The organism is Pseudomonas arvensis (assembly GCF_056688935.1).
Genome location: NZ_CP162038.1, coordinates 293,955 through 306,897, shown reverse-complemented (window position 1 = coordinate 306,897; position 12,943 = coordinate 293,955). Strand labels below are relative to the sequence as shown.

At 49.6% G+C, this 12,943-nt stretch carries 9 protein-coding genes and 3 pseudogenes; 11 read left to right on the top strand and 1 reads right to left on the bottom strand.

The window, feature by feature from the left end:
* The first annotated feature begins 145 nt into the window (after positions 1 to 145).
* From AB3G88_RS01445 to AB3G88_RS01400, 10 genes and pseudogenes are all read left to right on the top strand, one after another.
* Entirely contained in the window at positions 146 to 1,474 is a 1,329-nt protein-coding gene (locus AB3G88_RS01445; RefSeq protein WP_480452911.1) for a tyrosine-type recombinase/integrase, read from the top strand.
* 1,363 nt (positions 1,475 to 2,837) lie between these two features.
* Positions 2,838 to 3,320: a toll/interleukin-1 receptor domain-containing protein gene (locus AB3G88_RS01440; protein WP_480452909.1), complete on the top strand. Its 483-nt coding sequence runs from the start codon at positions 2,838 to 2,840 to the stop codon at positions 3,318 to 3,320.
* 62 nt (positions 3,321 to 3,382) lie between these two features.
* Positions 3,383 to 3,514: a hypothetical protein gene (locus tag AB3G88_RS01435; RefSeq protein ID WP_017337405.1), complete on the top strand. Its 132-nt coding sequence runs from the start codon at positions 3,383 to 3,385 to the stop codon at positions 3,512 to 3,514.
* Between the two features lie 122 nt (positions 3,515 to 3,636).
* Entirely contained in the window at positions 3,637 to 5,067 is a 1,431-nt protein-coding gene (locus tag AB3G88_RS01430; RefSeq protein WP_078827614.1) for an IS1182 family transposase, read from the top strand.
* 622 nt (positions 5,068 to 5,689) lie between these two features.
* Positions 5,690 to 8,002 carry an AAA family ATPase gene (locus AB3G88_RS01425; protein ID WP_176152395.1) on the top strand — a complete coding sequence of 771 codons (2,313 nt, stop codon included), beginning with the start codon at positions 5,690 to 5,692 and terminating at the stop codon, positions 8,000 to 8,002.
* Positions 7,995 to 8,798, top strand: coding sequence for an HNH endonuclease (locus tag AB3G88_RS01420; protein ID WP_139372179.1), 804 nt, complete (start codon positions 7,995 to 7,997; stop codon positions 8,796 to 8,798). Before AB3G88_RS01425 ends, AB3G88_RS01420 begins: the two co-directional genes overlap by 8 nt.
* 205 nt (positions 8,799 to 9,003) lie before the next feature.
* On the top strand, positions 9,004 to 9,273 hold the full coding sequence (locus tag AB3G88_RS01415; RefSeq protein ID WP_176152394.1) for a hypothetical protein: 270 nt from the start codon (positions 9,004 to 9,006) through the stop codon (positions 9,271 to 9,273).
* 434 nt (positions 9,274 to 9,707) lie between these two features.
* Positions 9,708 to 10,639: pseudogene (locus AB3G88_RS01410) on the top strand (ATP-binding protein); the annotation flags it as partial.
* A 94-nt stretch (positions 10,640 to 10,733) separates the two neighbouring features.
* A pseudogene (locus tag AB3G88_RS01405) lies at positions 10,734 to 10,850 on the top strand (integrase domain-containing protein); the annotation flags it as partial.
* Positions 10,850 to 11,034 (top strand): annotated as a pseudogene (locus AB3G88_RS01400) (integrase domain-containing protein); the annotation flags it as partial. The pseudogenes AB3G88_RS01405 and AB3G88_RS01400, both read left to right, overlap by 1 nt.
* A gap of 477 nt (positions 11,035 to 11,511) precedes the next feature.
* Here the strand turns inward: AB3G88_RS01400 and AB3G88_RS01395 are convergent.
* The gene (locus tag AB3G88_RS01395; protein WP_250926120.1) at positions 11,512 to 12,084 is read right to left on the bottom strand and encodes an Lrp/AsnC family transcriptional regulator; all 573 of its coding nucleotides are present in this window, start codon (positions 12,082 to 12,084) and stop codon (positions 11,512 to 11,514) included.
* Positions 12,085 to 12,161: 77 nt separating this feature from the next.
* Here AB3G88_RS01395 and AB3G88_RS01390 point away from each other — a divergent pair, with 77 nt between their 5' ends.
* Positions 12,162 to 12,926 (top strand): HalD/BesD family halogenase, encoded by a 765-nt coding sequence (locus tag AB3G88_RS01390; protein ID WP_480452906.1) that lies wholly within the window; start codon positions 12,162 to 12,164, stop codon positions 12,924 to 12,926.
* Positions 12,927 to 12,943 lie beyond the last annotated feature (17 nt).

Genomic DNA, 12,943 nt, shown 5'->3' with positions numbered 1-12,943 from the left:
CCACTGAATGCTCTGGAAGCCCCGAAAACCCGCCCTTTGGCGGGTTTTTTCGTTCCAGGACCCTCTGTCGGGATCCAACAAAATCCCCCTTCCCCGAGGGTATGTTAGGGGTACTGCGATTTTCCGGTCAGGAGCGCGTACCCCTATGCCACGTCTAGCGATCCCTCTCAGCGACCTGCAATGCCGCACGGCCAAAACCCGCGTGCGCGCCTACAAGCTGTTCGACGGTGGCGGCATGTACCTTTTCGTCAAACCCAATGGCGTGAAGACCTGGCGCTTGAAGTACACCAAGCCCAACGGCAAGGAAGGTACGCTCATCATCGGCAATTACCCCATCGTTACCCTTTCCGTCGCACGACGTAAGCGAGACGAAGCCAAGGCGTTGCTGCTCGACAACCTCGACCCAATGGAAGAAAAGAAGAAGGCCAAGATCGTAGCCCAGCGAGCGGCACTGCTTTTCGAAACCGTTGCTCTGGAGTGGCACGCCGACATGTCCCGTCGCTGGACCGAAGGACACGCAAAAACCGTGATGAGCCGACTGCGTACTCACGTCTTCCCGCTGATCGGCCAACGACCCATCGCTGAACTCGATACCCATGACCTGCTAGAGATCACCCAGCGCATCAAGGAACGCGGCACCATGGATGTGGCGTTACGGGTACAGAACTACTTATCCACCATCATGCGCGGGGCCAAAAGGGCTCGGCAGATCACCATGAATCCTGCACTGGATCTGGCAGGCTCGATTCACGCACCGCGCACAGTCCATCGCCCGGCCCTCTCCCTCAACCGCCTACCCGAACTGCTACACCGTATCGACAACTACAACGGCCGCGAGCTGACGCGCCTTGCCGTGCTGCTGACTCTCCATGTGTTCGTCCGCTCCAGCGAGTTGCGCTTCGCTCGATGGAGTGAGTTCGACCTCCAACGCGCCATGTGGGAAATCCCCGATACACGCGCACCGATTGAAGGGGTACGCAACTCCACACGCGGGACCAAGATGAACGGCGACATTCAAATGGTTCCGCTATCACCGCAGGTCATCGAAATACTGGAGCGCCTGCGCAGCCTCAGTCGCTTTTCAGAGTTGGTGCTACCGGGCGACCACAAGTACTGGAAGCCCATGTCCGAGAACACGGTGAACACCATGCTCCGCAACGTCGGCTATGACACCAGCAAGGACGTGTGCGGCCACGGCTTCAGGACCATGGCCTGTAGCGCCCTGCTGGAGTCCGGGTTATGGATCGACGCAGCCATCGAACGGCAAATGAGTCATAAGGAACGCAACCGCGTGCGCGCCGCGTATATCCACAAAGCTGAATTTCTGGAGCAGCGCCGGCTGATCATGGCGTGGTGGAGCAACTACATTGATGCCAATCGTAGCGGCCATGTAACGCCTCACGAATTCGCTCACCCAGTCGGCGACAACATCACGGCCCTACAAAATAGCCGTGGCGCATCCAAACGTGGATAAGCCTGTGAGATCACCGTTGTCCGCCCTTCCACGCGGGTCCATCCAAGCGGGGCTGCAAAGCCGCCCTGCTTGGATGGACCTCATTTAAAAAATCTAAAGCCCACGCAAATTGTCTGTGGAAAACCATAGATTTCCACCGGTGGATAATTTCATCCACAGCCGCAGAACTCCAGAAAATTCGAGCCTTGACCCAAATTATCCACAGGCGTAGAAAAGATCGGGCAAAGCGCTGTCGTTGACAGCAACCCAGGTAGCCAGAACCTTTAAGGCTACGCCACACCGTGGTGGTTCTCCCAAAGTGCGATTAGTGTCCGGCGGCTCGCACAGTCACTCACCGAGTGATGGATGCCTACTTCAGATCGTTGCCATTGCGGCAAATACATCCCCCAGCTGCCCTGCAGCAACCTATCCGCTTGGCCATTCCACTGCGCCAACCTGCGCCCGTCTCTTTCTTCCGGAAAGAGACGGGCACTCCTACCACTGCTGCAGCCCACCTCGTACAAGGCATTGCGGCATTTCCCCTCGTGACAATCGGCGTGACAAACATCGAAGTCACCAGCAACAGCGATGCAGATGATGGTGCCGCAGTCCAAGGAATGGACTGCACCTGACTGACAGTCAGGCACGCCCCGGTCATCGCCTCACTGCCTTCACCCGACTCAGGATCTCGCGGCGCTGGTCTCGTCAGCCAGTGCAGCCTCCACCCGCCCACTTCTTTGGAAGTGTTCAGGAGGCCAGATCATGAGATGCCCGAGCTCCCGGTCGTAAAGAGCCGTCAGTCCCGCGTTAGTGGACAACCCTCACAGGTCGCAGGGGCCTTGATCCCTGATAACACTCAGCATTCTTGGCGGGATGACGTGGGGAAAGACTTAAGAGGTTTGGCTTGAAGAGGAGTTCGATCATGAGATTGGTGGGTAGGCGAGCATTTGTAACGGAAGCCGCTAGCGAACATTCACGCTACGCCTGCTAGCGGAATTCGCGCTATGGGCTATCGTTTGTGCCAGCATATTGGAATCACGATCTGAAGCGCAGGTGATTTCGAGCCAATAAGGATGGGCTGCGGTGTTTTCAAAAGCTGATGGCTCGGTACAGCCGCTGCTTAATCATCTCTTGGGCGAGCAGCTACAAACGGAAGGTTTACGACATGTCTAGATGTACAGCACCGGTACATGGTCATCGTTCGGCAAGCGCAAGGGCAGCGTGTCCCGCATGTGGCAGCGGATATAGCGGGTACGGATCGCGATCGTATTCATCCTCGTCCTACGCACCATCCTATTCGTCCCCGTCTCTTGGCGGGGGTGGTCGCAGTAGCGGCGGTTCATCCAGCAGCGCAAAGCCGCGCTGGTCGAAACCCGGATCCTCTGTGGCCTACACCTCCGCCGAGGTACGAACGCTCACGCCGGTACGCGAAAATGTCGAGAGGCGTGCGACAGTACCTGATCTACGTGACGTCTTTCTTTGTCACGCCTGGGACGACCGGAAAGGATCCGCGAAGGAACTGCATGATGTACTCGAATCGCTCGGTGTTTCCGTTTGGTTCAGCGAGAAAGATGTCCTTCTAGGCTCTTCGTTACTGCGTGAAATTGATAGGGGATTGGCGAAGTCTCGAGTAGGAATTGTGCTGGTCACCCCTGCTTTGCTGCGCCGCCTAGCAGCCGAAGGCATCGCCGACAAAGAGCTTTCCGCGCTCCTCGCAAGGGATCTGCTGGTTCCCATCATTCACGACACAACATACGAATCGCTGCGCGAAGTCAGTCCTCTACTCGGTTCGAGAAGCGGCCTGAGCACTGCTGAAGATACGTTTGCAGATATCGCGGCCAAGCTTTCCGAGTTGGTCGCCCCGTAGCTTCACTGTCCATGCTTACGGCTTTACTTACAGACCCGTTATCAATCGAAGGAGTTGAACACATGAGTATTAAACCCGGCCCCAAACCGATCGCTGAATCCACCGGCAAAAAGGACCAGCGCCGTCGTGTTACTGAAGAAAACAAACCCAAACATCCTGATCTGGAAGTACATAAACACAAAAAAGGTGACTGACCTTAAAAGCAGTGAGAGGGGGGCGAGTCACGTAGGTTAGGCCGCTTCTGGTCCAGAGTGTGTAAAAACGCCTTCGCGAACCCTTGCTATGATTTCTTAGGATGTCATCGCAGGGATCGCCCATGAAGCGCTTTATCCAAGGTGAACATCGAGGCCAAGGCACCTTACTTCCCGAGAGCCTCGACGACTACGTCAGCGATACCAATCCGGTGCGCGTAGTCGACGTCTTTGTCGACGAACTTGACCTGGTCAATCTGGGTTTTGAAGGTGCCATTCCCGCCGATACTGGCCGGCCGGCTTACCACCCCGCGATCCTGCTGAAGATCTACATCTACGGCTATCTCAACCGCATCCAGTCAAGCCGCCGTTTGGAGCGAGAAGCTCAACGCAACGTCGAACTGATGTGGTTGACCGGACGTTTGATGCCGGATTTCAAGACCATCGCCAGCTTCCGAAAAGACAACAGCAAGGCCATCCGAGGCGTCTGTCGCCAGTTCGTTGTGCTGTGTCAGCAGTTGGGACTGTTTGGAGAAAATCTGGTCGCCATCGACGGCAGTAAATTCAAAGCAGTCAACAATCGCGACCGCAATTTCACCAGCGCCAAACTGAAACGGCGCATGGAAGAAATTGAATCGAGCATCAACCGTTACCTGGCGGCACTCGATGCTGCCGATCGGCAAGAACCCACAGCTTCAGAGCCCAGTGCCATGCGGCTGGAAGAGAAAATCGCCAAGCTCAAAACTCAAATGAAGGAGCTTCAGGCGATCGAAATCCAGCTCAATGAATCGCCGGATAAACAGGTCTCACTGACCGATCCAGACGCCCGCTCCATGATGACGCGCGGCACGGGAATCGTCGGCTACAACGTGCAGACAGCGGTCGATACGCAGCACCATTTGATCGTTGCACATGAGGTTTCCAACGTCGGTTCCGACCGCGATCAACTCAGCTCAATGGCCAAGCAGGCCCGCGAGACCATAGCGTCAGAAACGTTGTCGGTAGTGGCTGACCGAGGTTACTTCAAAAGCGAACAAATCCTGGCTTGTCACGATGCTGGCATCACCGCCTACGTGCCCAAGCCGATGACCTCTGGAGCCAAGGCTGACGGGCGTTTCAATAACGATGCGTTCATCTATGACGCGGCAAAAAACCAATACATTTGCCCGGCCGGAGAGGCGCTGATCTGGCGCTATTCCAACGTTGAAAAAGGCTTGAAGTTGCATCGCTACTGGAGTTCGAAATGCCAGGGCTGCGCGTTAAAAGCACAGTGCACACCAAGCACGGAGCGACGAGTTCGACGCTGGGAGCATGAAGCCGTATTGGAGGAAATGCAGCGTCGGCTGAGCAAAGCACCAGAGATGATGCGAGTCAGAAAACGGACGGTTGAGCATCCCTTCGGGACGCTCAAACAATGGATGGGTGCAACGCACTTCCTGACGCGAAAGCTAGCTGGGGTGAGCGCGGAGATGAGCTTGAATGTGCTCGCCTACAACTTGAAACGGGTTATGAAAATCATCGGTGCCAACGGTTTGATAAAAGCGCTGACGGCCTGAAAAAGGCTGATTTTGGCCCATCCCAGAGGTTGTAAAAACAGCGTTGACGTGTTCCAGGTCGCGACCGATGCGACCCGTAGCATTGACCGTGCGATCGCTCAGCCAACGAAGGTCGATGATCCAAAACGATGAGGTCAAAGCGTTTTTACACACTCTGGGCCGCATGCTGCCGTTCATGATCGGTAGCTTTCGAGCAGGAGCAGTAATACTGCTCCTACCAATAATTGATGAGAGCGTATAAGACGTAAAGTTAACTATTGATGAGGTTGAGAACTAATTAGAGTTATTGAGCTCATCAAATTATTTTCTGAGCGGGGATATTTCGTACTCATTCACGGATTTTGATAGCTCACAATAGGTTATATAAGTTCTAACGTCTGGCCTCACGGTCAGTCTCAGCCATCCATGCCTCAAAATCTATCAGTGTCTGATCCACAAATGCCCCCAGCTCAATCTGATCGCAAGCCTCGCCTCGCAAGGACTCCCAAAATTCAAAGGATTGAGAGGTAAAATACCTTAACTACTCTAATGAAATTACGAGTTATAGTGGCTAGATCTAGACATGCGGGATGGCATTTTGATAGCCTTCCTAAATTATGGAGCCTACGCTAGGAATCGCTACATGTATAATGATGAACGGGAAGTCACGGCAAATTCAATTTTAACAGCCATACGAAAGATAAAATCAAAGCTGCCGCGCTGGAGTGAGGAGAAGTTAAACTGGGCTTTATTCGTAATAATTTATTCCTACAATCAAAAAAACTTAAAATCTCCAAATCTTAAAATTGCGGACACTGTCAAGCTTCTTACAGAAACATATAATATTGAAAAGTTTAGCAGTAAAGACATCCCTAAACTTGTACTTTTCGAACAGCACGCTTCAAGCATCCTTAAGAAAACTAGTGATAGTCATATAACAAGCACGTTACTATTGCACATCGACTACATGATAGCGGATGCGATAAAAGTCAACCCCATGCACTGTAAAATTGTGGCATCCCTTGTTGGTGAAATAATTTATGAGCGCCGCGTCAAACTGATTGATACCTATCCTAATACTGGTGAAATTTCAGTCAGTCGAAGCATGTCTACCAATAGCTCCTCATTCCCAATGATTCACGGCAACACGCAACCTCAAAAAGCACTCCTTGAGCTTAAGTTTAAAGAGCTTAATCTAAAAGCAAATTTTTTGGGGCTACAGCATACTGGATTGAACTCTAGTGCGACAAATATATACCTTATTGACCCTCCAGATGAGCAGTTGTTGAGTACAGAGCTTCCCAGCAGCAAACCTAATCGCTCCGGATTTTCGGCTGTAAAACAGTTTGCGAACAACAGCACTAGTGGCACGTATATATATATATATAAATATGAAGATTCTCCTCAAAGACAGCAGAATGCTGACATACGTGCTTTGCTTAATTCGAGTCTCACAATCCAGGCACGAATCTCGTTTACATCCGTCGATTACGACAAAAAAATTCAGAAGTATATTGCGATCTTTATTCAGCCAGACGATATTGTTAAAAAGAATAACTTTCTGGACATTGACATCACCCGTGAAAACAAAAATATTGAGGGGCTTGACGCTCTGGAACGCTCTATTCTAGCGGGTTTAATATATAAAAAATGGCTTGGCGTCAGAAGACAAGCTATGCAGCCAATTCCAGATCTCGTTAAGCGAATTTCTGATAATCTTTTTGAATACGGCTTCAAGAATGTTGCTAATCTGTGCACATCATTCGACTACGATACGAAATCAGAGCTTTTGCTCATTCTTACTAAAAAGAAACGTCCCACACCCGCACCCTTTGACTCTCAACCGTCAATCTCAATAAATTCGTCCCCAATTACGTCACTTTTAAAGGAGCAAAGAAAACAAATTATATACGTGATTGGCAATAATGGCGCTGGCAAGAGCCTTTTATTGAAAGATATAGCGAACTCTCTTAGCACTTTGGAAAATCCCGTTGTTGGCATATCTACCTCTATACATGACCGCTTTCCCTTTGAAATGTCAACGAGCTCAAAAAGCTTTGTTTACAAGGGATTGAAAACCTCAAACAAGGCGGTGACCATGGAAAAAATTGAAAGAGAGGCATCCATATCGGTCATTAATATTTTTAAAAACCAAGTGCTCCTAGATGCTTTTCTTCGAGCAATGGATTGCCTCGAATACAGAACTAGCTACTTCCTTGCGCCAAACCAGTCTAAAGCCGAGTCGTCTAAAAGGCACCTCATCCCTTTAAGTAGTACTGCGAAAGAAAACCAAGAATCCTTAATTAATATACGCACTGTGGGCTACCAGCTCGGGGTAGTAAAAAACAAAGACACTCATAAAATAACAATATTCTCTGAGCTAAGCTCTGGCGAGCAAAGTATTATAATGCTTACAACTAAAATCATTGACTCTCACAAACCGGACACAGTCTATTTAATAGACGAGCCCGAAAATAGCTTGCATGTTCGCTGGCAACAAAAACTTCCAGAAATGCTGAGTCGTCTTTCTGAGGAGTTAAGCTGCTCATTTATAGTTGCCACTCACTCGCCTATCTTGATCGCAAATAGCAAAAATACAAGTCTTTGCTTTGGGATGAATAATGGGCAATTAAGAGAAATATCTCTTGAGAGCAAACAGTCCGTCGAAACAATTCTAATGGATGGCTTTGAAACATATACACCGCGCAACAAGCAAGTTCAAGAGCAATGCGCAAAACTTGTTGCTTCAGCCATACGTGCGGCAAACGAAGTTCCATCAAGTATCGAATCGATTGCTCCAAGCTCGATTCGAGAACTCAAAAGATTAGAGGAGATTATCAAGCTTACTGGCAACAAACAGGCTGAAGCACGTCAAGAAAGTGATGAGCAATTGATTAGCACGGCCATGGCTGCCATCTTGGCACTAGCTGAGAAAAGAGCAATGCACAATGTCTAACTACACCGTCAGAACCAGGAAGGATCTTCGCGATCGGTTAAAGTCTTACAAAAGCACTTGCCACCCTGTGCAAAAACACCGCGCAGCGTCACTTCAATTCCTAGAAGACATGTACTGGTTAGCGATTAAGGAGTTCGAGAGCCGTTCAAGCACTCGAATCGCATCTAAACGAGATTTGTGGAGCGAGCTTTCAAACTATAATAAGGACGCCACTTCAGGTGTTGCTGGAAAATTCATAACAAAAAAAATTCGCGCTGTACTTGAAGAAGCCCAACATGGGAAATGCTGCTACTGTAGAACACCACTACTTGGAACCGCACATGCAAAGCCTATTGAGCACATATTACCGAGAAAGCACTTTGTTCAGTATACTTTCCACTTTTTTAACTTGGCAGTAGCCTGTTATCGCTGCAATGATATAAAAAGCGCCACCAGTTGGGCGCACAGTTCAAAGTCAGGGAAAAAACATTACCCCCGCCCCGAATCTTTTGTAGAAATGTTCCACCCTAGCTTTCATTATTACGAAGAACACATAATATTTGATCGCAAGCAAAACAATACAAATCATTCAGTCACTTTTTTAGGGGTCACCGATCAAGGTAAAAGCTTATGTTTAAATCTTCTCTCGCATGTGGCTGCTAGAGAAATGCTGCTGACAAATAATATAAGTCTTGCTGAAAGCATTGCTGAAATAAAGTCTGTTAGTGACCACGCCCGAGCATCTTGTAGAGATGAGTTGGAGCAATTTGAGAAGGCTTTAGCGACATCGCTGAACTTCACGACTGCGAGCGTCTAATCTCTTGCACAACCCGCAAAATTTAAAACCATACCAATTGAAAATAAGCGGTAACTTACACATTAAACATAAGTGCCTTCGGGACGGTGGCTAATCTGCTATTAAGGGCCGAATTTTTAAGCTAAAAACCAAACCGAATTCCTTTCTGAGGTCGCGAAGTCGTCGTCTGCTTATCTTTGTTTGATCAAGGTTTAGCACCTCAGTAGTGAATGACCGCTTCTGGCCGATTCTGTTGAAAAAGTCGGTTATCCAAAACTGCCTGATCATTGACCGGCGAAAACGCCTTTTTTACACGCTGCTACGTGAAATCTGCGCCTGGCATCCTCTGCCGAAAGTAAAGATTTCAATCTCGGACGCGTACTTTTCAGCTGCGGAAATCATGGCCGACTTTTTCAACAGAATCGGCCGTCTGCTGCCTGTCGCCACGACAGCTTTTGGCGGATTTCTGCCTATTCTCTACGACAGAGATGATTGACAACGTTCAAATTCAGGGGGGTTTACCATTCGTATGCGGCTCTGAATTACTTACAGACCGACAATGTGCTCACATCTAAAAGTCCCGAATTCGATTCCACCAAGCGCCATAACTAGCTGATTTATTTATAGTTACTAGTTGGGGTACGCCGAATTTTCTAGTGAACTCCAGACGCCCGAAAAACCTAGCCCCGCAGAAACATACCCTTCGTCTGGTGCCGCACCATATAAGACGAAGCCCCTGCAGAAATGCAGGGGCTTTGTTGTTTCTGGGATATTCATCCTCGATCCCCCCTCCCGCTTCACCTCGTTTCCTTTTGAATCACGTCTTTTCGGCCACAACTCCAGATTTCATCCTTTATGCCGAATTATGTATTGGCAAGAATTATGGGGTATCCATAAAAAGGGATAACTGCATGCGCCGCATATTTCAGCGCCCTGGTCATTTACGTCGACCTCTGGAGCGACACACTGGCCAACCCGGCGACGCTCGTGCACAACGCCATCCACAAAACCCTCAAAGAACTGCAAACGCCGGGCTCTTCAATCTTGGAAACGCTCAAGCGCGTCAGCAATGTCGATCTAGGCGCAGCAGGATTCAAGTTTGGTTTCAAACTCGACAGAATCGGCAACCCCGGCGGCACCACATTGGCGCAAGCACTCACAGAGATTGTCGACCAAGCCAAGACCGATCTCGTGCTGATCATCGACGAGGTGCAACAGGCCATTTCCTCCGACGATGGCAACCAACTGCTCCTGGCACTCAAGGCTGCCCGTGACGCAATCAACCCCCGCCCGAATACGCCGGGCTACTTCCTCTTCATCGGCACAGGCTCCCACAGAGCCCAGGTCAGCGAGCTGACCGCCAAACGCAACCAAGCGTTTTCCAGCGCGACATCAGCCGCGTATCCGCTGCTAAAGGGGAATTACGTTGAATTCCTGCTCAACCGACTGGCAATGACGGTGAAGAAGGAAAAGCTCCCTTCACTTGGGGCGGCAGTCGAAACCTTCAATACCCTGGGCAATCGACCTGAAGAAATGCTCAAGGCATTGCGTCAACTCTTGCAGCAGGACGGTGAACCCGATGTTTTCCTACCCGTAATCGCCAGCACCTTACGCTCGGCAGCGGCGAGTATTGAGCTTGAAAAAGTCGAACAGCTGGCCAGCCTGGCTCAGGCGATTTTCAACAGGATCGCGGCTACGGAAGGCGATGCTCGGGGATTTTCTCTACCGATGCAACTGCGGAATATTCCAAGACGGTTGGTCGCGAGGTGCGGGTTGAAGAAATTCAACCCGTGGCGATTGCGCTGGTGGCGGAGAACATCATCATGCGGCGTGGGCGCGGGATTTATGCGAAATCTCGCTGACCCGCTTGCCCAAGAGGCTCCATCCAAGCAGGGCTGCAAAGCCGCCATGCTGAATGGACCTCACCTAATCTAAAGCCCACGCAACTGTAATTTGGTCGAGCGAAGCGACCTTGCCATCGCCACCGCGCAGAACCGGCTATCTAGCGTTAACCGGACAATGGCAGCGCTTCGCGGTGATCAGTACATGAAGGTCCCGAGTCCGAGTAAAGCGAACTACGTGCGGCATTCACGTGTGAACGTTACAAGCAGCTCACCAAATATCCTGCCCCGGTCAACGGTGGCAATTGCAGTCGGCTTGACCCAGACCTTGATCAAGTGGCCGTTAGCAAATCAGCTACGAACTGGGGCATGGCAGAGTCGACGTCGTAGCTTCCTACATTGGAAGTCGCGTATGACTAAGACATTTGATATGGAAGTGTTCATGGCCGGAATACTGACGGGCGCGCACGCGACTCGACAGCGACACAGCCGCCAAGCTAAAGCTATTCAGATTGCTATTTTTGGACGCTGGCACGTTAATAATCCTTGGACTCGGCAGAGAAAACATCTCGTATGGTTCCTAAATCGTCAGCTGGACGATCATTCCCAATCAACATGCCAGCCCTATCTGCTGACGACGCGCTTACTCCCAAAGCGCTGAGGAAAACCTTGGCAGTTTAAGCTAAGCAACACATTTTAATTCTAAGTTACTGTATGTATGAGCGACAGTAATCAACACAGGAACGTATGGAAACCATCTTTGGATATTCAGGAGCTGGATACTACTACGTACTTGCTATTAGAAACACCGCATGCCGCATAGCGCAACACTAAATGTTCACCCAACATTCTGGGCGGACCGATATTACGCACCTACGCTCTTCAATTAATGATCACAGCGCAGGTAGCTTCCGCTCAACTGTTTTTATTATTGATGTATTTGTGTCAGCTAATTGCGTGATCTGCTGAAGGGTTTCATCCAAATGACGCACAGAATCAATGTAAAGATGGCAGACAAAACTATCGTCACCTGTGATTTTGTAGCAGATAACACATTCTTCAAGCACCTTGATCAACCCTTCAACTTCTTGGAACTTTCCTGGCAGTGGCTTTACCCGAACCAGTGCCTGCAGCGCAAAGCCTAGGGCTTGCGCGTCTAACTCCAAACTAAATCCGGAAATTACACCTGCCATCTCCAAACGCTTGATGCGCTCACTGCAACCTGGAGCTGACAGCCCCACTTGACGGCTGAGCGCTCTGATGGAAGTCCGGGAGTTTTCGTAGAGAGCCAAAATTAGGGCGCGATCAATAGAGTCTAACTTTTGACCGCTTTTTGTAAGCTTTTTCATCGGGCGAACCTTACGAAAAGTGAAGAAAACACTTAAAAAACTTACATACCATAGATCGATGAAAAAATCATAGATTTTTTCGAAAATGGCTCCTATTGTTTTTTCGAGCGGTCGCACGTAGCGCCACCTGCTCAAATGAAAGTTTGCATCTAAACATTTCCATATCCGCTTCAGTTTATTTTATAGGAATTGAAATGAATTACACACTTGATAAGGCCATCCTGCAAAAGCATTACAAAGAAAATTTCCCTGAAGAAAGGATATTTTCACTGCGTAACGAGTTCTCTCGAAATGGATTTATCAAATTGCGTGACGTCGTAGATGACGTCTTGCGCCAACAAGTTACCGGTGAGGTAAAAGCGCTTATTGATCGCCAAATTGAGCGAAGAGATCTACATCTGGCGACCACTGATAATACGCCGCGATATATGAGCGTCGTGCGCAGCGAGTTCATAGCGGAAAATAGCGAATTAATTAGTACATTATCCAAATCAGAAATCATGCTGGATATACTTTCCCTGATCGCTGATACCAAAATTATTGCTTCAGTCTCCAAGGACGAGGAATACCTAATCACGAAGCAGGAGCGTAAAGGTGACACTCATGGCTGGCATTGGGGCGACTACAGTTTCGCACTGATCTGGATAATCGAGACGCCGCCGATATCCAAAGGCGGGATGCTGCAATGCGTTCCTCACACTACCTGGGATAAATCCAACCCCCGAATCCATGAAATCCTGTGCAACAACCCGATTGCAACGTACGGGTTTGAAACTGGCGATATATATTTTCTTCGTACTGATACGACACTCCATCGCACGATTCCGCTCAACGAAGACGCTATTCGAATCATCCTGAACATGACATGGGCAGATGAAAAATATCTCGATCGGAACCTGCACGGCAATGATCGCTGGTGGGAGAACCAGCATGCTGAAGCCGCTAAAAGCCTGACTTGAAGCAAGGCTCTTACCCA

Bases quoted from the DNA above. Each gene is read 5' to 3' on its own strand.
- AB3G88_RS01445 (WP_480452911.1), top strand. From the start codon at position 146: ATGCCACGTCTAGCGATCCCTCTCAGCGACCTGCAATGCCGCACGGCC.
- AB3G88_RS01435 (WP_017337405.1), top strand. From the start codon at position 3,383: ATGAGTATTAAACCCGGCCCCAAACCGATCGCTGAATCCACCGGCAAA.
- AB3G88_RS01430 (WP_078827614.1), top strand. From the start codon at position 3,637: ATGAAGCGCTTTATCCAAGGTGAACATCGAGGCCAAGGCACCTTACTT.
- AB3G88_RS01425 (WP_176152395.1), top strand. From the start codon at position 5,690: ATGTATAATGATGAACGGGAAGTCACGGCAAATTCAATTTTAACAGCC.
- AB3G88_RS01420 (WP_139372179.1), top strand. From the start codon at position 7,995: ATGTCTAACTACACCGTCAGAACCAGGAAGGATCTTCGCGATCGGTTA.
- AB3G88_RS01390 (WP_480452906.1), top strand. From the start codon at position 12,162: ATGAATTACACACTTGATAAGGCCATCCTGCAAAAGCATTACAAAGAA.